Here is a 22,507-nt window from a genome sequence, read left to right as displayed (position 1 = left end):
CCACATGGGAGCGACGATGGAATGCGTGTTTTGCCGTGAAGACGGCGGCGAGCTGCTCTGGCGGGACGACGCGCTGCGCGTCGTGCTGGCAACGGGCGAGCACGACTACCCGGGCTTCTGCCGGGTGATCTGGGGTGCGCACGTGGCTGAGTTTTCCGATCTCGGCGAGCCCGAGCGGGCACATCTGATGCGCGTGGTCTACGCGGTCGAGCGGGCCGTGCGCCGCGTGATGCAGCCGAACAAGGTGAATCTCGCGAGCCTCGGCAACATGGTGCCGCATGTGCACTGGCACGTGATCCCGCGCTTCTCGAACGACGCCCATTTCCCGCAGCCCGTGTGGGCGCCGCGCCAGCGCGGCGTGTCCGAGGCGCTGCTGCGCACGCGCGCCGCGCAGGCCTCGCTGCTGCACAATGCGGTGCGCGAGGAAATTCAACGAACGACCGATTCGAGGCAGCCATGAGCGGTTTGACTTCCACGACGCCGATTCCGTCCGGCGTCGTCGTGCACGCGGTGTCGCGCGTGCTCGAATTGCAGTACCCGAACGGCGACAGCTACCGGATTCCGTTCGAGCTGATGCGCGTCTATTCGCCGTCGGCCGAGGTGCGCGGCCACGGGCCCGGCCAGGAGACGCTGCAGACGGGCAAGCGCGAGGTGACGATCACCGCGCTCGAAGGCGTCGGCAACTATGCGCTGCAGCCGACGTTCTCCGACGGCCATTCGACCGGCATCTACTCATGGGACCTGCTGTACGAACTGGCGACGCAGCAGGACGCGCTGTGGCGCGACTATTTCGACAAACTGAAGGCGGCGGGCGCCGATCGCGACGCCCCGATGCAGGCGGCCGCGGCGCCGCACGGCCACTGCCACTGAAATCGACGGCGCCCGCTCGGCGCCGTCTTGCCATTTACTGAGGATCAACGCGATGAGCAAAACCCACTTCGGCTTCGAAAGCGTCGAGGAAAACGAAAAAGCGAAGAAAGTGGCGGGTGTGTTCCATTCGGTCGCGAGCAACTACGATCTGATGAACGACCTGATGTCGGCGGGCATGCACCGCGCGTGGAAGGCGTTCACGATCGCGCAGGCGAACGTGCGCCCCGGCTTCAAGGTGCTCGATATCGCGGCCGGCACCGGCGACCTGACCAAGTCGTTCGCGAAGGCGGCCGGGCCGACGGGCGAAGTCTGGCACACGGACATCAACGAATCGATGCTGCGCGTCGGCCGCGACCGGCTGCTCGACAAGGGCATCGTGACGCCGTCGCTGCTGTGCGACGCGGAGAAAACTCCCTTTCCGGACAACTACTTCGATGTCGTCACGGTCGCGTTCGGGCTGCGCAACATGACGCACAAGGACGCCGCGCTGGCGGAAATGCGCCGCGTGACGAAGCCCGGGGGCCGCGTGATGGTGCTGGAATTCTCGAAAGTCTGGGATCCGCTGAAAAAAGCGTACGATCTGTATTCTTTCAAAGTATTACCGTGGCTTGGCGACAAGTTCGCGAAAGATGCTGAAAGTTATCGGTATCTTGCTGAATCTATCCGGATGCACCCCGATCAGGACACGCTGAAGACGATGATGGAACAAGCGGGCCTCGATGCCGTCAAATATTACAATTTGTCAGGTGGCGTGGTAGCTTTACATATGGGAACCAAGTACTAAGGGGTTCTTCCCATACATTTGTCTTACATCTGGAGAAAGTGATGTCCGAATCGCGTTCGTTGTTCAACCGTAGCAAGCCGTCGAAGCCGTGGGCTCGACGGGTCGGCACGCTGCTGATGGTCGGCCTGCTCACGGCCGGCACGTTCGCGTCGCTCGACGCCGAAGCCCGGCGCATGGGTGGCGGGCGCAGCATCGGCCGCCAGAATTCCACCGTCACGCAGCGCCAGGCCACGCCGCCCGCGCAGCAGCCGATGCAGCAGGCCGCGCCGTCGCAGGCGCAACGTGCGAACCCGGCCGCGCCCGCGCCGGCCGCGCAGCCCAACCGCTCGCGCTGGCTCGGGCCGATCGCCGGCCTCGCGGCCGGTCTCGGCATCGCGGCGCTGCTGTCGCACTTCGGTCTCGGCGAAGCATTTGCCGGCATGATGTCGAACATCATCGTGATCGCGCTGCTCGCGATGATCGGCATCTGGCTGGTACGCAAGTTCATGAACCGCCGTCGCTCGCAGGAGCCGGCGTATTCGGTCGGCGGTTCGGCATCGTCGTCGGGCGGCTACTCGCAAAGCCCGTCGTTCCAGCAGGGCAACACCGGCAGCAATCAGGCGGGCAGCGGCAGCAGCTACGCGAACGAAGCGCAGGGCGTGTTCGGCGGCGGTGCCGCGGCTGCCGGCGCGGCGGCGGGTGCGATGGCCTCGGCCGCACCGCTCCAGGTGCCGGCCGGCTTCGACACCGAAGCGTTCCTGCGCAGCGCGAAGGTCTATTTCGTGCGCCTGCAGGCTGCGTGGGACCAGGGCAACCTGGCCGACATCCGCGAGTTCACGACGCCCGAAATGTTCGCCGAGATCAAGATCGACCTCGATTCGCGCGGCAACGAGTCGAACCAGACCGACGTCGTGCAGCTCGACGCGGAACTGGTCGCGATCGAGGATCGCGGCATCGAGCAGTCGGCGAGCGTGCGCTTCCACGGCCTGATCCGCGAATCGGCGAATGCGTCGGCCGCGCCGTTCGACGAAGTGTGGAACCTGTCGAAGTCGGGCAGTCAGGGCTGGCTGCTCGCGGGCATCCAGCAACTCAACACGCACTGAGCGTGACCGGCGGCCCGCGCCGCCGGATGCCCGGGCGAGCGCCGCTGCACTGCGACCGCTTGCCGCCCGGCTGTACGGTCGGGCACGGTCTGCCGACGATCCGACGTTACAATAGAAACCCGCGTGGGCGCCCGGCCTGCGCGGGTTTTTTCTTTCCCAGCCCGATGACCTTTGCCGCCAAGCCTTTTGCTGCTGCTGTCAATCACCTGCTCGCGCGCGAATCGTGGGCGCGCGACCGCCTGATTCCGTATGCGGGCAAGACTGCCCGGATCGACGTGCCCCCCGTCACGCTCACGCTGCTGGTGCAGCCCGACGGCTATCTGTCGGCTGTCGACGCGCACGATGCGCAACAGGTCGACGTGTCGATCGCACTCGCGGGCGGCACGCTCGCCGCGTTCCTGCAGGGCGGCCAGGCGGCCGTGATGAAGCACGTGAAGATCGACGGCGATGCGGAGTTCGCGACGCAGATCGCGAAGCTTGCCGAGCACCTGCGCTGGGAACCGGAAGAAGATCTCGCGAAGCTGGTCGGCGACGCGGCGGCACACCGGATCGCGACGGTCGTGCGCGATGCCGGCGCACGCGCGCGACGTACCGGCCGCAACGTGCTCGATTCCGTCGCCGAGTACTGGCTCGACGAGAATCCGCAAGTCGTCCGGCGCACGGCGCTCGGCGGCTTCGACGCCGAACTGGCGCGCGCACGCGATGCGCTCGCGCGGGTCGAAAAGCGGGTCGAGCGACTCGAACAAAAAATCGGCGCGCGCACGGGTTCAGGCCCGCGCGGCGCGCACTGAGGGCCGCAGGGCATGCGCATTTTCCGTTTCATCAAGATTGTCTACACCGTCATCCGCTTTGGCCTCGACGAAGTGATGCTGTCCCGGATCGACGACCGGCGCGTGAAGCTGCTGCTGCGGATCACGACGATCGGCCGCCGCTATTCCGATCCGCCCGCCGTGCGGCTGCGTCACGCGCTCGAAAGCCTCGGCCCGATCTTCGTGAAGTTCGGCCAGGTGCTGTCGACGCGCCGCGACCTGCTGTCGGTCGATTTCGCGAACGAACTCGCGAAGCTGCAGGACCAGGTGCCGCCGTTCGATTCGGCGGTCGCGATCGCGATCATCGAGAAGTCGCTCGGTGCGCCGGTCGACGAGCTGTTCGACGAATTCGAGCGCGAGCCGATCGCGAGCGCGTCGATCGCGCAGGTGCATTTCGCGAAGCTCAAGCAGGGCGTGCACGCGGGCAAGGCCGTCGCCGTGAAGGTGCTGCGCCCGAACATGCTGTCCGTGATCGATTCGGATCTCGCGCTGATGCGCGACATCGCGATCTGGACCGAGCGCATGTGGGCCGACGGCCGGCGCCTGAAGCCGCGCGAGGTCGTCGCCGAATTCGACAAGTACCTGCACGACGAGCTCGACCTGATGCGCGAGGCCGCGAACGGCAGCCAGCTGCGCCGCAATTTCGCGGGCCTCGACCTGCTGCTCGTGCCCGAGATGTTCTGGGATTTCTCGACGTCGCAGGTGCTCGTGATGGAGCGCATGACCGGCGTGCCGATCAGCCAGGTCGAGACGCTGCGCTCGGCCGGCGTCGACATCAAGAAGCTCGCGCGCGAAGGCGTCGAGATCTTCTTCACGCAGGTGTTCCGCGACGGCTTCTTCCATGCGGACATGCACCCCGGCAACATCCAGGTGAGCCTCGACCCGAACACGTTCGGTCGCTACATCGCGCTCGATTTCGGGATCGTCGGCGCGCTGTCCGATTTCGACAAGAACTACCTCGCGCAGAACTTCCTCGCGTTCTTCAAGCGCGACTACCACCGCGTCGCGACGCTCCACCTCGAATCGGGCTGGGTGCCGCCCGAGACGCGCGTCGAGGAGCTCGAAAGCGCGATCCGCGCGGTGTGCGAGCCGTATTTCGACCGTGCGCTGAAGGACATCTCGCTCGGCCAGGTGCTGATGCGCCTGTTCTCGACGTCGCGCCGCTTCAACGTCGAGATCCAGCCGCAGCTCGTGCTGCTGCAGAAGACCATGCTGAACGTCGAGGGGCTCGGCCGCTCGCTCGACCCCGAACTCGACCTGTGGAAGACCGCGAAGCCTTACCTCGAGCGCTGGATGACCGAGCAGATCGGCCTGCGCGGCTGGTACGAGCGTTTCAAGGTCGAGGCGCCGCAGTGGAGCAAGACGCTGCCGCAACTGCCGCGCCTGATCCATCACGCGATGGCGGCGCGCCATGACGCGCCGCGTGCCGCGAGCGAGGACCTGATGCGTCAGGTCCTCGTCGAGCAGAAGCGTACGAACCGGCTGCTGCAGGCGCTGCTGATCTTCGGCCTCGCCGTCGGCGTCGGGGCGCTCGTCGCGCGCGTGCTGCTGGCGCTCGCGTACGGCGCATGACCGAAAGGAGCAGCGCGATGTCCGATCCGAAGCAACCGGCCGCACCGGCGGCCGCCGATTTCGCGACGCGCGACCCCGGCAACGCATCGTTCTGGGACGAGCGTTTCGAGCGCGGCGTGACGCCGTGGGAATTCGGCGGCGTGCCGGACGGCTTTCGCGTGTTCGCGCACCGGCTCGAGCCGTGCGCGGTGCTGATTCCCGGCTGCGGCAGTGCGCAGGAGGCCGGGTGGCTCGCGCAGGCCGGCTGGCCCGTGCGCGCGATCGATTTCGCCGCGCAGGCGGTGGCTGCCGCGAAGGCGCGGCTCGGCGCGCATGCGGACGTCGTCGAGCAGGCCGATTTCTTCGCGTACCGGCCGCCGTTCGACGTGCAGTGGGTGTACGAGCGTGCGTTCCTGTGCGCGCTGCCGCCGAGCCTGCGCGCCGACTATGCGGCACGGATGGCCGAGCTGCTGCCGGCAGGCGGATTGCTGGCCGGCTATTTCTTCCTGACGGCGAAACCGAAAGGGCCGCCGTTCGGGATCGAGCGTGCCGAACTCGACGCGCTGCTCGCGCCGCACTTCGAACTGATCGAGGATTTGCCCGTGACCGATTCGCTGCCGGTGTTCGAAGGGCACGAGCGCTGGCTCACGTGGCGCCGCCGCTGATGCGCGGGCGTCACGGCCGTTGCCGGAGCGCGCCGAGGTTTCGGCTATAATTCAAGGTTTTGCAAGCCGTTTCCAGTTTCCGCGGGAAAAATATCATGCCGATCTACGCCTATCGATGCGAAGCGTGTGGTTTCGCGAAGGACGTGCTCCAGAAGATGAGCGACGCGCCGCTGTCGCAGTGCCCGGAATGCGGGAAGGATGCGTTTCGCAAGCAGGTGACTGCCGCGGGCTTCCAGCTGAAGGGTTCGGGTTGGTATGTCACCGATTTCCGCGGCGGTTCGGGCGGCACCAGCGCACCGGCGTCGGCGTCGGGCGACGCGGCGCCGGCAGCCGCTGCGGCGGCCGCGCCCGCAGCGGACGCGCCGGCTGCATCGAGCAGTTCCGAAAGCACGACGACGAGCGCCGCGCCGGCCCCGGCCGCAGCGCCCGCCGCCGCCAGCAGTTGACCGTCGCGGCCCGGCCGGGCCGCGACCACCCCGCGCCGACGGCGCGGTTCATTGACGGCAGATGATGAAAAAGACGACCCTGAAATCGGTGTTTCTGACCGGCCTGCTGGTTCTCGTCCCGCTCGCGATCACGCTGTGGGTGCTCGGTCTCATCATCGGCACGATGGACCAGACGCTGCTCCTGCTGCCCGAATCGTGGCAGCCCGAGCGGCTGCTCGGCTTCCACCTGCCGGGGATCGGCGCGGTGCTGACGCTCGCGTTCATCTTCATCGTCGGGCTGGCCACGCGGAATTTCATCGGCCAGAAGCTCGTCACCTGGTGGAACGCGGTCGTGCGCCACATCCCGGTGGTCGGGCCGATCTACACGAGCGTCAAGCAGGTGTCGGACACGCTGCTGTCGAGCAGCGGCAACGCGTTTCGCAAGGCGCTGCTGATCGAATACCCGCGCCGCGGCTCGTATACGATCGCGTTTCTGACCGGCACGCCCGGCGGCGACGTGCTCAATCATCTGACGGAAGAATACGTGAGCGTGTATATCCCGACGACGCCGAACCCGACGTCGGGCTTCTTCCTGATGCTGCCGAAGAGCGAAGTCATCGAACTCGACATGTCGGTCGATGCCGCGCTGAAGTACATCGTCTCGATGGGCGTCGTGGCGCCCCCGGCGCCGGCTCCGGCGCCCGCCCGCCGCCCCGTCGAGCCGCCGCTGTAAGTAAAGAATCATCGCCCGGGCCGCGCGTTGCGGCACCCGTTGATCAAACCGAACGAAAGCAAACATCATGTCGATGCGTACTGAATACTGCGGTCTCGTGACCGAACACCTGCTGGGCCAAACCGTGTCGCTGTGCGGCTGGGTGCAGCGCCGCCGCGATCACGGCGGTGTGATCTTCATCGACCTGCGCGATCGTGAAGGCCTCGTGCAGGTGGTGTGCGACCCGGATCGCGCGGAGATGTTCGCGACCGCCGAAGGCGTGCGCAACGAGTTCTGCGTGCAGATCAAGGGCCTCGTGCGCAACCGTCCGGACGGCACGGTCAACGCCGGCCTGAAGAGCGGCAAGATCGAAGTGCTGTGCCACGAACTGAACGTGCTGAACGCGTCGGTCACGCCGCCGTTCCAGCTCGACGACGACAACCTGTCGGAAACGACGCGTCTCACGCACCGCGTGCTCGACCTGCGCCGTCCGCAGATGCAGCACAACCTGCGCCTGCGCTACCGCGTCGCGATCGAGGCGCGCAAGTACCTCGACGAGCAGGGCTTCATCGACATCGAAACGCCGATGCTGACGAAGAGCACGCCGGAAGGCGCGCGCGACTACCTCGTGCCGTCGCGCGTGAACGCGGGCCAGTTCTTCGCGCTGCCGCAGTCGCCGCAGCTGTTCAAGCAGCTGCTGATGGTCGCGAACTTCGACCGTTACTACCAGATCACCAAGTGCTTCCGCGACGAAGATCTCCGTGCCGACCGTCAGCCGGAATTCACGCAGATCGACTGCGAGACGTCGTTCCTCGGCGAGCAGGAAATCCGTGACCTGTTCGAGGACATGATCCGTCACATCTTCAAGACGACGATCGACGTCGAACTCGACGCGACCTTCCCGGTGATGCCGTACTCGGAAGCGATGGCGCGTTTCGGTTCGGACAAGCCGGACCTGCGCGTGCAGCTCGAATTCACCGAGCTGACCGACGCGATGAAGGACGTCGACTTCAAGGTGTTCAGCACGCCGGCCAACGCGAAGGACGGCCGGGTCGCGGCGCTGCGCGTGCCGAAGGGCGGCGAGCTGTCGCGCGGCGACATCGACGGCTACACGGAATTCGTGCGCATCTACGGCGCGAAGGGCCTCGCATGGATCAAGGTCAACGAGAAGGCGAAGGGCCGCGACGGCCTGCAGAGCCCGATCGTCAAGAACCTGCACGACGCGTCGATCGCGGCGATCCTCGAGCGTACCGGCGCTGAAGACGGCGACATCATCTTCTTCGCGGCCGACCGCGCGAAGGTCGTCAACGACAGCCTCGGCGCGCTGCGCCTGAAGATCGGCCATTCGGAATTCGGCAAGGCGAACGGCCTCGTCCAGGCCGGCTGGAAGCCGCTGTGGGTCGTCGATTTCCCGATGTTCGAATACGACGACGAAGATGCGCGCTACGTCGCTGCGCACCACCCGTTCACGAGCCCGAAGGACGAGCACCTCGAGTACCTCGAGACCGACCCGGGCCGCTGCCTCGCGAAGGCATACGACATGGTGCTGAACGGCTGGGAAATCGGTGGCGGCTCGGTGCGTATCCATCGCGAGGAAGTGCAGAGCAAGGTGTTCCGCGCGCTGAAGATCGGTGCGGAAGAGGCTCAGCTGAAGTTCGGCTTCCTGCTGGACGCACTGCAGTACGGCGCGCCGCCGCACGGCGGTATCGCGTTCGGCCTCGACCGCATCGTCACGATGATGGCCGGCGCCGACTCGATCCGCGACGTGATCGCGTTCCCGAAGACGCAGCGTGCGCAGGATCTGCTCACGCAGGCACCGAGCCCGGTCGACGAGCGTCAGCTGCGCGAACTGCACATCCGTCTGCGTCAGCCGGAACAGCCGAAGGCGTAACGCGTTTTCGCACCCGGTCGTGTGTGCGGCGACGCGCACACGACGCACCTGAAAAAGGCGCAGCGATGCGCCTTTTTCAGTTTTTGCGGTACAGTCGCAGCACTTGCCGCACGTTCGGAGCACATGCCCGGCGCGCGGCCCCGTGCCGCATGAAACCAAGATGACGAAGCCGCCGAAAATCCCCGAATCCGTTCTCGTCGTGATCTACACGCCCGACCTCGATGTGCTGGTGATCAAGCGTGCCGACCAGCCCGATTTCTGGCAATCGGTGACCGGATCGAAGGACGCGCTCGACGAGCCGCTCGCGGTCACGGCCGCGCGCGAAGTGGCCGAGGAAACCGGTATCTCGGTCGGCACGCCGGACGTGCCGGCCACCGCGCTGGTCGACTGGCGTCACCGGATCGAATACACGATCTATCCGCAATACCTGCACCGCTACGCACCGGGCGTCACGCGCAACACCGAGCACTGGTTCGGCCTGTGCGTGCCGCGTCGCGTCGACGTGACGCTGTCGCCGCGCGAGCATGTGGATCACGCGTGGCTGCCGTTCCGCGAGGCGGCCGCGCGCTGCTTCTCGCCGTCGAACGCCGAGGCGATCCTGCAATTGCCCGTGCGCGTCGCGCTCGCGCGCACGCCGCACGGCTCGTCCGCATGACTGCGGAGGCTCGCAAGCGCTTCGCGCAATTGCGGCAGATGTTCCTGCAGGAACGCGGCTCGGCGTCGCGGCTCGCGTTCACGGCGGGCAACACGGTGCGGTTGTGCGAGGGCGGCGGCGAATTCTTCCGGGCACTGATCGAGCGGATCGATGCCGCGCGCGAGCAGGTGATGCTCGAAACCTATATCTTCTGCGACGATGCGGCCGGCCGGCCGGTATCGGATGCGCTGATCCGCGCGGCGCAGCGCGGCGTGCGCGTGCGCGTGATCACCGACGGCGTCGGCACCGCGCGCCTGCCGCTGTTCGACACGTGGGCAGAGGCCGGCGTCGAGCACTGCATCTACAACCGTTTCCTGTTCGGCCGCTTCGGCTTCTCGCGTACGCACCGCAAGCTCGCGGTGATCGATCACGCGGCCGCGTTCTGCGGCGGCATCAACATCATCGACGACTACGCGCAAAACGGCACGACGCTGCCGTTTCCGCGCTGGGATTTCGCGGTCGAGATGGCGGGGCCGGCAGTATCCGACGTGCGCGCCGCGTTCGAGCTGCAGTGGCACCGGATCCTGTTCGGTCACAAGCCGTACGCACAGTACGCGGCCGGGCTGCATGGCGGCGAAGCGTTCCCCGACATGTTCCGGCGCTGGATACGCAGCCACCGGTGGATCAAGGCCGGCGCGCTGCGGGTCGTGACGGAGCCGAGCGTCGCGTTCGTCGCGCGCGACAACGTCGTGAACCGCCGCGCGATCGAGAAGGCCTATCTCGCGGCGATCGGCCAGGCGCGCCAGCGGATCCTGGTCGCGAATCCGTATTTCATGCCCGGCCGCAAGCTGCGCCGTGCGCTGACGGGCGCCGCGCGACGCGGCGTCGACGTGCGGATCCTGATCGGCCGCAAGGAGTTCGCGGCGCTCGATACGGCCGTGCCGTTCCTCTATCACACGCTGCTGCGCGCCGGCGTGCGCGTTGCCGAATACGACAAGACGATGCTGCACGGCAAGGTGGCCGTGATCGACGACAACTGGGCGACGGTCGGCTCGTCGAATCTGGACGCGCTGAGCCTGATGCTGAACAATGAGGCGAACGTCGTGCTGGTGCGCTACGATTCGGTCACGAACGAACTGCGCGACGCGATCGCGGCCGCGTTCGCCGACGGCCGGGAGATCGACGCCGCGCGATTCGCCGCGCGCCCGCGCGTCGAGCGTATGCTGAACTGGCTCGCCTATACCGTGTATCGCGTCGTGATGAAGGCGCTGACGGTCGGCAGTTACGACTGACGCGGACTAAGCGTTCGCTTCAAAAAATCTATCCGCACGTTCGTGCGGAAAAGCCGCTCCGGTCCCGCCGGAATCGCGCAAAATAGCGGCTCGGTTAGACACCGGTTTCTAATAATTTCCTTGTTTCGCGAGCGGCCGCACTCAATAATAGTACGGCCGTTCGATTTTATTCGAACCCCCGAACGGTTACAGAAATAGCTATGCGAAAAGGCGAACAGACGCGTGCCGCGATACTTGAAGCTGCTTTGGACCTCGCCAGCCGTGACGGGCTGGAGGGGCTGACGATCGGCCTGCTGGCCGAGCGCATGCAGATGAGCAAGAGTGGCGTGTTCGCGCACTTCGGATCGCGCGAGGACCTGCAGGTCGAGGTCGTCCGCGAGTATCACCATCGTTTCGAAAACGAGGTGTTCTTTCCGAGCCTGCGCGAAGCGCGCGGTCTGCCGCGTCTGCGGGCGATGCTGGCGCGCTGGATCGAGAAGCGCATCCAGGAGGTGACGACTGGATGCATCTATATCAGCGGCGCAGTGGAGTACGACGACCGGCCGGACAGCCCCGTACGCGAGCAGTTGATCGCGAGCGTGACCGCCTGGCGTGCCGCGTTGCTGCGCGCCATTTCGCAGGCGATGGAAGAGGGGCATCTGCGCACGGATACCGATCCGGACCTGATGCTCTTCGAGTTGTACAGCTTCACGCTCGGCCTGCATCACGACGCACGTTTCCTGCATTCGCCGGATGCCGTGCGCCTCACGTGGGCCGCGCTGGAAAAGACGATTGTTTCGTATCAGAGCGAGAGCCGTTAGCGGCGCGTGATCCGCCCGCCAGGAGCTCGAGCCGTTTTGCCCACCTTTGGAGAGAGTCATGGGACAGTACGCCGCGCCGCTGCGCGACATGCAATTCGTGTTGCACGAGCTTCTGAACGTCGAAGCCGAAGTCAAGCAAATGCCCAAGCATGCGGACCTCGACGCCGACACGATCAACCAGGTCCTCGAGGAGGCGGGCAAGTTCTGCTCCGAGGTGCTGTTCCCGCTGAACCAAGTCGGCGACCGCGAAGGCTGCACGTATGAAGGCGACGGCGTCGTGAAGACCCCGACCGGCTTCAAGGAAGCCTACCGGCAATACGTCGAGGCCGGCTGGCCGGCGCTCGGCTGCGATCCGGACTACGGCGGCCAGGGCCTGCCCGCGTTCGTGAACAACGCGCTCTACGAGATGATGAACTCGGCGAACCAGGCATGGACGATGTATCCGGGCCTGTCGCACGGCGCGTACGAATGCCTGCACGCACACGGCGCACCGGAACTGCAAAAGACCTACCTGCCGAAGCTCGTGACGGGCGAATGGACCGGCACGATGTGCCTGACCGAGCCGCACTGCGGCACCGACCTCGGCATCCTGCGCACCAAGGCCGAACCGAACGGCGACGGCTCCTACTCGATCAGCGGCACGAAGATCTTCATCTCGAGCGGCGAACACGACATGGCCGAGAACATCGTCCACCTCGTGCTCGCGCGCCTGCCGGACGCGCCGCAGGGCACGAAGGGCATCTCGCTGTTCATCGTGCCGAAGTTCATCCCCGATGCAGCGGGCGAGCCGGGCGAGCGCAACGGCATCAAGTGCGGCTCGATCGAGCACAAGATGGGCATCCACGGCAACTCGACCTGCGTGATGAACCTCGACAACGCGAAGGGCTGGATGGTCGGCGAGCCGAACAAGGGCTTGAACGCGATGTTCGTGATGATGAACGCGGCCCGCCTCGGCGTCGGCGCGCAGGGCCTCGGCCTCACGGAAGTCGCGTACCAGAACTCGCTCGCGTATGCGAAGGAGCGCCTGCAGATGCGCTCGCTGACGGGCCCGAAGGCACCGGACAAGCCGGCCGACCCGATCATCGTGCACCCGGACGTGCGCCGCATGCTGCTCACGCAGAAGGCGTACGCGGAAGGCGCGCGCGCGTTCACGTACTGGTCCGCGCTGCAGATCGACAAGGAGCTGTCGCATGCCGACGAAGCGGTGCGCAAGGAAGCGGCCGACCTCGTCGCGCTGCTCACGCCGATCATCAAGGCGTTCCTGACCGACAACGCGTTCGAGTGCACGAACCACGCGATGCAGATCTACGGCGGCCACGGCTTCATCTCCGAGTGGGGCATGGAGCAATACGTGCGCGACGCGCGGATCAACATGATCTACGAAGGCACGAACTCGATCCAGTCGCTCGACCTGCTGGGCCGCAAGGTGCTCGGCGACATGGGCGCGAAGCTGAAGAAGTTCGGCAAGCTCGTCACGGAATTCGCGGAAGCCGAAGGCGTGAAGCCGGAAATGGCCGAGTTCATCAACCCGCTCGCCGACATCGGCGACAAGGTGCAGAAGCTGACGATGGAAATCGGCATGAAGGCGATGCAGAACCCCGACGAAGTCGGTGCTGCAGCCGTGCCGTACCTGCGCACCGTCGGCCACCTGGTGTTCTCGTACTTCTGGGCGCGGATGGCGCGCATCGCACTCGACAACGAAGCGTCGGGCGATCCGTTCTACAAGTCGAAGCTCGCGACGGCCCGCTTCTACTTCGCGCGCCTGCTGCCCGAAACGGCGTCGACGATCCGCGCCGCGCGCGCCGGCTCGAAGACGCTGATGGAAGTCGACGAATCGCTGTTCTGACGCGAGTCTGGGCGGTGTGCGATGCGTACCGCCCGAACGCAACGGTTCCTGGTACTCACTTCTCCGTGCAGCCCTCACATTCCGCGCTGCACGACACTATCCGGAGACATCCCGTGAGCAATTTCCTGATTCGCAAGGTCGCCGTGCTGGGCGCCGGCGTGATGGGCGCGCAGATCGCCGCGCACCTCATCAACGCGCGCGTGCCGGTGCTGCTGTTCGACCTGCCGGCCAAGGAAGGCCCGAAAAACGCGATCGCGCTGAAGGCGATCGAGAACCTGAAGAAGCTGTCGCCCGCGCCGTTCGGCGTGAAGGACGACGCAAAGTATCTCGAGGCGGCGAACTACGAAGACGACATCGCGAAGCTGGCCGAATGCGACGTCGTGATCGAGGCGATCGCCGAGCGGATGGACTGGAAGCACGACCTGTACAAGAAGGTCGCGCCGCACATCGCGCCGAACGCGATCTTCGCGACCAACACGTCGGGCCTGTCGATCACGAAGTTGTCCGAAGGTTTCTCGGACGAGCTGAAGGCGCGCTTCTGCGGCGTGCACTTCTTCAACCCGCCGCGCTACATGCACCTCGTCGAGCTGATCCCGACCGCGCATACGCGCCCGGAGATCCTCGACCAGCTCGAGACGTTCCTGACGAGCATCGTCGGCAAGGGCGTCGTGCGCGCGAAGGACACGCCGAACTTCATCGCGAACCGCGTCGGCATCTTCTCGATCCTCGCGGTGATCACCGAGGCCGCGAAGTTCGGCCTGCGCTTCGACGAAGTCGACGACCTGACGGGCAGCCGCCTCGGCCGCGCGAAGTCGGCGACGTTCCGCACCGCGGACGTGGTCGGCCTCGACACGATGGCGCACGTGATCAAGACGATGCAGGACAACCTCGCCGACGATCCGTTCTTCCCGGTCTACCAGACGCCTGCCGTGCTCGCCGAACTGGTGAAGCAGGGCGCGCTCGGCCAGAAGACGGGCGGCGGCTTCTACAAGAAGGAAGGCAAGGCGATCAAGGTGCTCGACGCGAAGACGGGCACCTACGTCGATTCGGGCGCGAAGGCTGACGAAACCGTCGGCCGCATCCTGAAGCGTCCGCCGGCCGAGCGCCTGAAGCTGCTGCGCGAGACGGACCATCCGCACGCGCAGTTCCTGTGGTCGATCTTCCGCGACGTGTTCCACTACATCGGCGTGCATCTCGAGTCGATCGCCGACAACGCGCGCGACGTCGACCTCGCGATCCGCTGGGGCTTCGGCTGGAACGAAGGCCCGTTCGAAGGCTGGCAGGCTGCCGGCTGGAAGCAGGTCGCCGAGTGGGTGCAGGAAGACATCGCGGCCGGCAAGGCGCTCGCGAACGTGCCGCTGCCGTCGTGGGTGCTCGACGGCCCGGTCGCCGAGCAGGGCGGCGTGCACACGGCCGAAGGCTCGTGGGCGCCGGCGGCGCAGCGCTTCGTGCCGCGCTCGGACCTCGCGGTCTACGGCAAGCAGGTGTTCCGTGCGCCGCTGCTCGGCGAAACCGGTGCCGATCCGAAGACGTACGGCAAGACGCTGTTCGAAACCGACGCGGTGCGCGCCTGGGTCGACGACCGTGCGGGCGAGGACGACGTCGTGATCGTGTCGTTCAAGTCGAAGATGAACACGATCGGACCGAGCGTGATCGACGGCCTCGTGCAGGCGATCGAACTCGCGGAGAAGGACTACAAGGGCGTGGTGATCTGGCAGCCGACGTCGCTGAAGCTCGGCACGCCGGGCGGCCCGTTCTCGGCCGGTGCGAACCTCGAAGAGGCGATGCCCGCGTTCATGATGGGCGGCGCGAAGGGCATCGAGCCGTTCGTGAAGAAGTTCCAGGAAGGCATGCTGCGCGTGAAGTACGCGAACGTGCCGGTCGTTGCAGCCGTGTCGGGCATCGCGCTCGGCGGCGGGTGCGAGCTGATGCTGCACAGCGCGAAGCGCGTCGTGCACGTCGAGAGCTACATCGGTCTCGTCGAAGTGGGTGTCGGCCTCGTGCCGGCGGGCGGCGGCCTGAAGGAAGCCGCGCTGCGCGCGGCGGATGCCGCCACGGCCGCGAACGCGACCACCGACATCCTGAAGTTCGTCACGAAGTCGTTCGAGAACGCGGCGATGGCGAAGGTGTCGGCGTCCGCGCACGATGCGCGTGCGATGGGCTACCTGAAGCCGTCCGACACGATCATCTTCAACGTGTTCGAACTGCTCGACACCGCGAAGAAGGAAGCGCGCGCACTGGCCGCAAGCGGCTACCGCGCACCGCTGCGGGCGAAGGACGTGCCGGTCGCGGGCCGCTCGGCGATCGCGACGATCAAGGCATCGCTCGTCAACATGCGTGACGGCCGCTTCATCAGCGAGCACGACTATCTGATCGCGAGCCGCATCGCCGAAGCGGTGTGCGGCGGCGACGTCGAAGCCGGCAGCCTCGTCGACGAGCAGTGGCTGCTCGCGCTCGAGCGCCGTGCGTTCGTCGAGCTGCTCGGCACGCAGAAGACGCAGGAACGGATCATGGGCATGTTGCAGACCGGCAAGCCGGTGCGTAACTGAGCGAGCGGACAGAGCGGACAAGGAGTCTGAAATGAGCAAACAATTGCAAGACGCATACATCGTCGCCGCCAGCCGCACGCCGATCGGCAAGGCCCCGCGCGGTGTATTCAAGAACACGCGCCCGGACGAGCTGCTGGTCCACGCGATCAGGTCGGCGGTCGCGCAGGTGCCCGGCTTCGACACGAAGCTGATCGAGGACGCGATCATCGGCTGCGCGATTCCGGAAGCCGAGCAGGGCCTGAACGTCGCGCGGATGGGCGCGCTGCTCGCGGGCCTGCCGCAGACGGTCGGCGGCGTGACGGTCAACCGCTTCTGCGCGTCGGGCATCACGGCGCTCGCGATGGCGGCGGACCGCATCCGCGTCGGCGAGTCGGACGCGCTGCTCGCGGGCGGCTGCGAATCGATGAGCATGGTGCCGATGATGGGCAACAAGCCGTCGATGTCGCCGCACATCTTCGATCGCAACGAAGACTTCGGCATCGCGTACGGGATGGGCCTGACGGCCGAGCGTGTCGCCGACCAGTGGAAGGTGAGCCGCGAAGACCAGGACGCGTTCTCGGTCGAGTCGCACCGCAAGGCGCTCGCCGCGCAGCAGGCCGGCGAGTTCAACGACGAGATCGCCGCATACACGCTCACCGAGCGTTTCCCGAACCTCGCGACCGGCGAAGTCGACGTGAAGACGCGCGAGATCGCGCTCGACGAAGGCCCGCGCGCGGATACGTCGCTCGAAGGCCTCGCGAAGCTGCGCACGGTGTTCGCGAACAAGGGCTCGGTCACGGCCGGCAACAGCTCGCAGACGTCGGACGGCGCGGGCGCGCTGCTCGTCGTGTCGGAGAAGGTGCTCAAGGAATTCAACCTGACGCCGCTCGCGCGCTTCGTGAGCTTCGCGGTGCGCGGCGTGCCGCCGGAAATCATGGGCATCGGTCCGAAGGAAGCGATTCCGGCCGCGCTGAAGGCCGCGGGCCTGAAGCAGGACGATCTCGACTGGATCGAGCTGAACGAGGCGTTCGCCGCGCAATCGCTGGCGGTGATCCGCGATCTCGGCCTCGACCCGTCGAAGGTCAACCCGTTGGGCGGCGCGATCGCGCTCGGCCACCCGCTCGGCGCGACCGGCGCGATCCGCGCGGCGACCGTCGTGCACGGCCTGCGCCGCCGCAACCTGAAGTACGGGATGGTCACGATGTGCGTCGGCACCGGCATGGGCGCGGCGGGCATCATCGAACGCCTGTAAGCGGGACGCGACGAAAAGCGACGACGGTGCGCGGGCCACGAGCTCGCGCACCGTTTTTTCATTCCGATAGAGGAAAGTCAAAGGAGACGGTTGTGGCCGAAATTCAAGTGGAACGCGCCGATGGCGTGATGACGATCACGATCGCGCGCCCGGCGAAGAAGAACGCGCTGACGGCGGCGATGTACCAGACGATGGCCGACGCACTCGCCGAAGCGCAGGAAGACAAGGCGGTCCGCGTGATCCTGCTGCGCGGCGGCGACGGCAATTTCAGCTCGGGGAACGATCTCGAGGATTTCCTGAAGGCGCCGCCGAAGGACGAGAACGCGCCGGTGTTCCAGTTTCTCGCGCGGATCAGTGGTGCACCGAAGCCGATCGTCGCCGCGGTGCCGGGCATCGCGGTCGGCGTCGGCGTGACGATGCTGCTGCACTGCGATCTCGTGTACGCGGCCGACACCGCGACGTTCTCGCTGCCGTTCGCGCAGCTCGGGCTGTGCCCGGAAGCCGCATCGAGCGCGCTGCTGCCGCGCCTGGCCGGCCATCAGGTCGCCGCGGAGAAGCTGCTGCTCGGCGAGGCGTTCGATGCGCTGGAAGCGCACCGGATCGGCATCGTCAACCGCGTGCTGCCGGCCGCCGAGCTCGACGCGTTCGCGGCGAAGCAGGCGGCGAAGCTCGCGGCGCTGCCGGCGTCGTCGCTGCGCGTGACGAAGGCGCTGCTGAAGGATACGGGCGGCGTGGCGACCGCCGCGCGGATGGCCGAAGAGGCGGGCCATTTCTCCGCGATGCTGCGCGCGCCGGAAGCGCGCGAAGCGATGACGGCGTTCTTCGAGAAGCGCAAGCCGGATTTCCGTCAGTTCGACTGACACCGGGCACACGTGCTTTGCCGCCCCGGATTCCTTCGCCGTCCGAGGCGGCCACGCTAGCCCCCGCGAGCCGCCGACCGCGCGGCTTGCGTTCGGTCTTCACGGCCGATGCGTCAATCGACGCGTCGGCTCGAACCTGCGCCGCTGCGCGTTCGCGCGGCGTTCCGCGTTCCCCTGCGCCGTTCTGCTGCCGTACTGCACTCGCAACGCGCGTCGGTGTCGACGATGGCGTGGCGTGATGCCGCGGCCGGCGTCTCTCGTGTCGCGGTGCGGCGCCGTCATCTTTCCCGTTTCGCCATTGCCGCCCGCCATCCGCGGGGCTTGAGCGCCGGCCCCCGATCCGTTGCGCCATAGGCCATCGCCGGCAATCGTGCACGGGTGCCGGCGTCCCGATTCGCCCCGCTCGGGGCGGTTCCGGCTCACCTCGGCAAAGCTTGTCCGCCGTCAAGTTGCACTGCGGCAATTTTCCGTACAGTTCGCGCACAGGTCGCCGCGGCCGGATGCGTCGCGCGATGACGGCATACGGCCGGCTCTTCTCAACGACAATCAGGCGAACGAACAATGATCGGACGAATCACCGGCGGAGCGCGTGCGGCGCCCGCCATCGGGCTGCTGGCGGCACTCGCCGGCTGCAGCGACCTTCACGTGCTCGATCCGAAGGGCGCGGTGGGCGTCGCCGAGAAATCGCTGATCGCGACGGCGACGTGGGCGATGCTGATCGTCGTCGTGCCGGTGATCCTGCTGACGCTTTACTTCGCGTGGCGCTACCGCGCGTCGAACCGCAACGCAACCTACGCGCCGAACTGGTCGCACTCGACCGCGATCGAAGTCGTGATCTGGACGGTGCCGACGCTGATCATCCTGTTCCTCGGCATCCTCACGTGGCGGACGACGCACGAGCTCGACCCGTACAAGCCGCTCGAATCGTCGGTGAAGCCGATCGATGTCGAGGTTGTCGCGCTCGACTGGAAATGGCTGTTCATCTATCCGGAGCTCGGCATCGCGTCGGTCAACCAGCTCGCGATTCCGGTCGGCACGCCGGTGAATTTCCGCATCACGTCGGACTCGGTGATGAACTCGTTCTTCATCCCGCAGCTCGGCAGCCAGGTCTATGCGATGGCCGGCATGCAGACGCGCCTGCATCTGATCGCCGACGAGGCGGGCAGCTACGCGGGCGTGTCCGCCAACTACAGCGGCCGCGGCTTCTCCGACATGAAGTTCCGCACGCTCGCGGAGCCGCGCGAGCAGTTCGACGCGTGGGTGCGGAAGGTGAAGGCGTCGTCCGACCGGCTCGACATGACCGCATACGGCGCGGTCGCACAGCCGAGCGAGAAGGCGCCCGTACGCTACTTCTCGTCGGTGGATCCGAAGCTCTTTCACAACATCATCGCGAAATACAACAACGGCCACGCCCTCGACCCGAAGGACGCCGCCTGCACGACGAAGGGGTAACGCATGTTCGGCAAACTCACACTATCGGCGATCCCGTTCGACCAGCCCATCATCATGGGGGCGAGCGCCTTCATGGGGCTCGTCGTGCTGGGCATCGTCGCCGCGCTGACGGTCACCGGCCGATGGAAATGGCTGTGGAGCGAATGGCTGACGTCCGTCGATCACAAGAAGATCGGCGTGATGTACCTGGTCGTCGCGGTGCTGATGCTGCTGCGCGGCTTCGCGGACGCCGTGATGATGCGCGTGCAGCTCGCGCTCGCGTACAACGGCCCCGGCTACCTGCCGCCGCATCACTACGACCAGGTCTTCACCGCGCACGGCGTGATCATGATCTTCTTCATGGCGATGGCGCTGCTGGTCGCGTTCTTCAACCTGATCGTGCCGCTGCAGATCGGCGCGCGCGACGTCGCGTTCCCGTTCCTGAACTCGCTGAGCTTCTGGATGACGGCGATGGCCGCGATCCTGATGAACATCTCGCTCGTGATCGGCGAATTCGCGCAGACGGGCTGGCTCGCGTATCCGCCGCTGTCGGAGCTGCAGTTCAGCCCGGGCGTCGGCGTCGACTACTACCTGTGGGCGCTGCAGATCTCGGGCGTCGGCACGCTGATCACGGCGATCAACTTTTTCGTGACGATCATCAAGATGCGCGCGCCGGGCATGACGTTGATGAAGATGCCGGTGTTCACGTGGACCGCGCTGTGCTCGAACGTGCTGATCATGGCCACGTTCCCGATCCTGACGGTCGCGCTCGCGCTGCTGGGCCTCGACCGCTACCTCGACATGCACTTCTTCACGAACGATGCCGGCGGCAACGCGATGCTGTACCTGAACCTGATCTGGGCATGGGGGCATCCGGAGGTGTACATCCTCGTGCTGCCCGCGTTCGGCATCTATTCGGAAGTCATCGCCACGTTCGCGAAGAAGCCGTTGTTCGGCTACCGGACGATGGTCTATGCATCGTGCGTGATCATGGTGCTCGCGTTCCTCGTGTGGTTGCACCACTTCTTCACGATGGGTTCCGGTGCGGACGTCAACGCGTTTTTCGGCATCATGACGATGGTCATCGCGATTCCGACCGGCGTGAAGATCTTCAACTGGCTGTTTACGATGTACCGCGGACGCATCGAATTCACGGCGCCCGTGCTGTGGACGATCGGTTTCATGGTCACGTTCACGCTCGGCGGCATGACCGGCGTGATGATGGCGATTCCCGGCGCGGACTTCGTGCTGCACAACAGCCTGTTCCTGATCGCGCACTTCCACAACGCGATCATCGGCGGCGTCGTGTTCGGCTACTTCGCGGGCGTGCATTACTGGTTCCCGAAGGTGTTCGGTTTCCGGCTCGACGAGAAGTTCGGCAAGCGCGCGTTCTGGTGCTGGTTCCTCGGCTTCTACGCGTCGTTCGTGCCGCTGTACGTGCTCGGCTTCATGGGCATGACGCGGCGGCTCAACCACTACGACAACCCGGCCTGGCATCCGTGGCTGGTCGCCGCCGCGTTCGGCGTCGCGCTGATCGCGCTCGGCGTGCTGTGCCAGGTCGCATCGGTGTGGGTCGGCTGGCGCAATCGCAACCAGCCGCAGTATCGCGATGCGACGGGCGATCCGTGGAACGGCCGCACGCTCGAATGGGCGACGAATTCGCCGCCCGCCGTCTACAACTTCGCGGTGATCCCGAACGTTCATGAACTCGACGAGCTCGCGTATCGCAAGGCGAAGGGCCTCGGGCTCGGCCTCGGCAAGAACGTCAGGTACCAGGACATCCACATGCCGTCGAACACGAGTGCGGGCTTCTTCGTCGGCCTCTTCAGCCTGATGCTCGGCTTCGCACTCGTCTGGCACATCTGGTGGCTCGCGATTGCCGCGCTCGTCGGCATCGTCGCGACGGTGGTGCTGTACAGCGCACAGGACAACGACGGCTATTACATTCCGGCGGATACCGTCCGCACGATCGAGGAACAACGCGCGGGCGTGCGGATCGGCACGCCGGCGCCGCAAGCCGAACTGGAGGCGAACTGATGTCCTATCAATCTCTCGCGGGCGTCGGCCATCAACCGGCGGCGCACCACCATCCGCCGTCGCATTCGGTGTTCGGCTTCTGGCTGTACCTGATGACCGACTGCGTGATCTTCGCGTCGCTGTTTGCGACATTCGCGGTGCTCGGCCACCAGTTTGCGGGCGGGCCGACCGCGAAGGACCTGTTCGATATCCCGGGTGTCGCGCTCGAGACCGCCGCGCTGCTGCTGTCCAGCATCACGTACGGCTTCGCGATGCTCGGCGCGCAGCGCCGCCAGCGCGGCACCGTGTTCGTCTGGCTTGCGGTGACGTTCGTGCTCGGCGCTGCGTTTCTCGCGATGGAACTGCGCGAGTTCTCGCACCTGATCGCGGAAGGCGCGGGCCCGCAGCGCAGCGCGTTCCTGTCGGCGTTCTTCGCGCTGGTCGGCACGCACGGATTGCACGTGGCGGTGGGCCTGTTGTGGATGGCCGTGCTCGTCGTGCAGATCGCGCGTGGCCCCGGCATGACGGAACGCGACTTCCGGCGCCTCACCTGCCTGAGCCTCTTCTGGCACTTCCTCGACATCGTCTGGATCTGCGTGTTCTCCTTCGTCTATCTCGCGGGCGTGATCTAAATGGCTCATTCGGAACTCATCCACCACGATGAAGCGCACGGCACGGCCGGCGGCTACGTCGTCGGTTTCGTGCTGTCGGTGCTGCTGACGGCCGCGTCGTTCGGCCTCGTGACGGGCGGCGTGCTGGCGCCGAGGGCGGCGCTCATCGCGCTCGCGGTGCTCGCGTTCGTGCAGATTCTCGTGCACCTCGTGTGCTTCCTGCACATGAACACGTCGTCCAGCCAGCGCTGGAACGTGATGGCGTTCAGCTACACGGTGCTCACCGCGCTGATCCTGATCTTCGGGACGCTGTGGGTGATGCACAACGTCAGCATGAACATGATGTCGCGTTAACCGGCCCGGGCCGTGGTTTGGCCCGCCCTTCCGCGCCGTGCCCGCAGCACGGCCTTGTTCCTTTCGGGCGTGCGGTTCGCGCGCCTTTGCGCAT

General features: G+C 66.2%; 21 protein-coding genes. All 21 read left to right on the top strand.

Translation table 11 applies throughout. The features are described from left to right. Nucleotides 1-16: 16 nt before the first annotated feature. The 21 genes from KVT39_RS32715 to cyoD all read left to right on the top strand — a co-directional run bounded on the left by KVT39_RS32715 (nucleotide 17) and on the right by cyoD (nucleotide 22,413). The gene (locus tag KVT39_RS32715) at nucleotides 17-460 is read left to right on the top strand and encodes an HIT family protein (RefSeq protein WP_034179010.1); all 444 of its coding nucleotides are present in this window, start codon (nucleotides 17-19) and stop codon (nucleotides 458-460) included. Next, nucleotides 457-870, top strand: a complete 414-nt coding sequence (locus tag KVT39_RS32710; protein WP_034179009.1) for a gamma-butyrobetaine hydroxylase-like domain-containing protein — start codon at nucleotides 457-459, stop codon at nucleotides 868-870. Before KVT39_RS32715 ends, KVT39_RS32710 begins: the two co-directional genes overlap by 4 nt. Before the next feature lie 52 nt (nucleotides 871-922). Continuing rightward, complete coding sequence (gene ubiE / locus KVT39_RS32705) at nucleotides 923-1,654, top strand: bifunctional demethylmenaquinone methyltransferase/2-methoxy-6-polyprenyl-1,4-benzoquinol methylase UbiE (protein ID WP_072443509.1); 732 nt, start codon at nucleotides 923-925, stop codon at nucleotides 1,652-1,654. 41 nt (nucleotides 1,655-1,695) lie between these two features. After that, nucleotides 1,696-2,736 carry a Tim44 domain-containing protein gene (locus tag KVT39_RS32700; protein ID WP_034179007.1) on the top strand — a complete coding sequence of 347 codons (1,041 nt, stop codon included), beginning with the start codon at nucleotides 1,696-1,698 and terminating at the stop codon, nucleotides 2,734-2,736. Nucleotides 2,737-2,900: 164 nt separating this feature from the next. Next, nucleotides 2,901-3,527, top strand: coding sequence for an SCP2 domain-containing protein (locus tag KVT39_RS32695; RefSeq protein WP_217591008.1), 627 nt, complete (start codon nucleotides 2,901-2,903; stop codon nucleotides 3,525-3,527). Between the two features lie 12 nt (nucleotides 3,528-3,539). After that, nucleotides 3,540-5,117: a ubiquinone biosynthesis regulatory protein kinase UbiB gene (gene ubiB / locus KVT39_RS32690; RefSeq protein ID WP_034179005.1), complete on the top strand. Its 1,578-nt coding sequence runs from the start codon at nucleotides 3,540-3,542 to the stop codon at nucleotides 5,115-5,117. A 17-nt stretch (nucleotides 5,118-5,134) separates the two neighbouring features. Continuing rightward, complete coding sequence (locus KVT39_RS32685; protein ID WP_034179430.1) at nucleotides 5,135-5,761, top strand: SAM-dependent methyltransferase; 627 nt, start codon at nucleotides 5,135-5,137, stop codon at nucleotides 5,759-5,761. Between the two features lie 95 nt (nucleotides 5,762-5,856). Then, entirely contained in the window at nucleotides 5,857-6,207 is a 351-nt protein-coding gene (locus KVT39_RS32680) for an FmdB family zinc ribbon protein (protein ID WP_131947138.1), read from the top strand. A gap of 61 nt (nucleotides 6,208-6,268) precedes the next feature. Next, nucleotides 6,269-6,919: a DUF502 domain-containing protein gene (locus KVT39_RS32675; RefSeq protein ID WP_034179003.1), complete on the top strand. Its 651-nt coding sequence runs from the start codon at nucleotides 6,269-6,271 to the stop codon at nucleotides 6,917-6,919. A gap of 67 nt (nucleotides 6,920-6,986) precedes the next feature. Further along, complete coding sequence (gene aspS, locus KVT39_RS32670; protein WP_034179002.1) at nucleotides 6,987-8,789, top strand: aspartate--tRNA ligase; 1,803 nt, start codon at nucleotides 6,987-6,989, stop codon at nucleotides 8,787-8,789. A 160-nt stretch (nucleotides 8,790-8,949) separates the two neighbouring features. Further along, nucleotides 8,950-9,444 (top strand): dihydroneopterin triphosphate diphosphatase, encoded by a 495-nt coding sequence (gene nudB / locus KVT39_RS32665; protein WP_034179429.1) that lies wholly within the window; start codon nucleotides 8,950-8,952, stop codon nucleotides 9,442-9,444. Further along, nucleotides 9,441-10,715 (top strand): cardiolipin synthase ClsB, encoded by a 1,275-nt coding sequence (clsB, locus tag KVT39_RS32660; RefSeq protein ID WP_217591007.1) that lies wholly within the window; start codon nucleotides 9,441-9,443, stop codon nucleotides 10,713-10,715. The genes nudB and clsB overlap by 4 nt, the downstream gene beginning before the upstream one ends. A gap of 200 nt (nucleotides 10,716-10,915) precedes the next feature. After that, the gene (locus KVT39_RS32655) at nucleotides 10,916-11,515 is read left to right on the top strand and encodes a TetR/AcrR family transcriptional regulator (protein WP_034179000.1); all 600 of its coding nucleotides are present in this window, start codon (nucleotides 10,916-10,918) and stop codon (nucleotides 11,513-11,515) included. A 58-nt stretch (nucleotides 11,516-11,573) separates the two neighbouring features. Next, nucleotides 11,574-13,361, top strand: coding sequence for an acyl-CoA dehydrogenase C-terminal domain-containing protein (locus KVT39_RS32650; protein WP_034178999.1), 1,788 nt, complete (start codon nucleotides 11,574-11,576; stop codon nucleotides 13,359-13,361). Nucleotides 13,362-13,474: 113 nt separating this feature from the next. Continuing rightward, nucleotides 13,475-15,910, top strand: coding sequence for a 3-hydroxyacyl-CoA dehydrogenase/enoyl-CoA hydratase family protein (locus KVT39_RS32645; RefSeq protein WP_034178998.1), 2,436 nt, complete (start codon nucleotides 13,475-13,477; stop codon nucleotides 15,908-15,910). A gap of 31 nt (nucleotides 15,911-15,941) precedes the next feature. Then, a complete protein-coding gene (locus KVT39_RS32640) occupies nucleotides 15,942-17,141 on the top strand; it encodes an acetyl-CoA C-acyltransferase (protein ID WP_034178997.1) in 1,200 nt (399 codons plus the stop codon). Nucleotides 17,142-17,233: 92 nt separating this feature from the next. Then, nucleotides 17,234-18,001: an enoyl-CoA hydratase gene (locus KVT39_RS32635; protein WP_131947142.1), complete on the top strand. Its 768-nt coding sequence runs from the start codon at nucleotides 17,234-17,236 to the stop codon at nucleotides 17,999-18,001. 561 nt (nucleotides 18,002-18,562) lie between these two features. After that, nucleotides 18,563-19,453, top strand: a complete 891-nt coding sequence (gene cyoA / locus KVT39_RS32630; protein WP_034178995.1) for a ubiquinol oxidase subunit II — start codon at nucleotides 18,563-18,565, stop codon at nucleotides 19,451-19,453. A 3-nt stretch (nucleotides 19,454-19,456) separates the two neighbouring features. Further along, nucleotides 19,457-21,469: a cytochrome o ubiquinol oxidase subunit I gene (gene cyoB / locus KVT39_RS32625; RefSeq protein ID WP_175750279.1), complete on the top strand. Its 2,013-nt coding sequence runs from the start codon at nucleotides 19,457-19,459 to the stop codon at nucleotides 21,467-21,469. Beyond that, on the top strand, nucleotides 21,469-22,080 hold the full coding sequence (gene cyoC, locus KVT39_RS32620) for a cytochrome o ubiquinol oxidase subunit III (protein WP_217591006.1): 612 nt from the start codon (nucleotides 21,469-21,471) through the stop codon (nucleotides 22,078-22,080). Before cyoB ends, cyoC begins: the two co-directional genes overlap by 1 nt. After that, entirely contained in the window at nucleotides 22,081-22,413 is a 333-nt protein-coding gene (gene cyoD / locus KVT39_RS32615; protein ID WP_034178992.1) for a cytochrome o ubiquinol oxidase subunit IV, read from the top strand. The last annotated feature ends 94 nt before the right edge of the window (nucleotides 22,414-22,507 follow it).

The organism is Burkholderia sp. GbtcB21 (genome assembly GCF_019091065.1).
GTDB classification, from domain to species: domain Bacteria; phylum Pseudomonadota; class Gammaproteobacteria; order Burkholderiales; family Burkholderiaceae; genus Burkholderia; species Burkholderia pyrrocinia_C.
The sequence above is the reverse complement of the archived record's forward strand: the minus strand, read 5'-3'. Positions and strand labels throughout refer to the sequence as shown.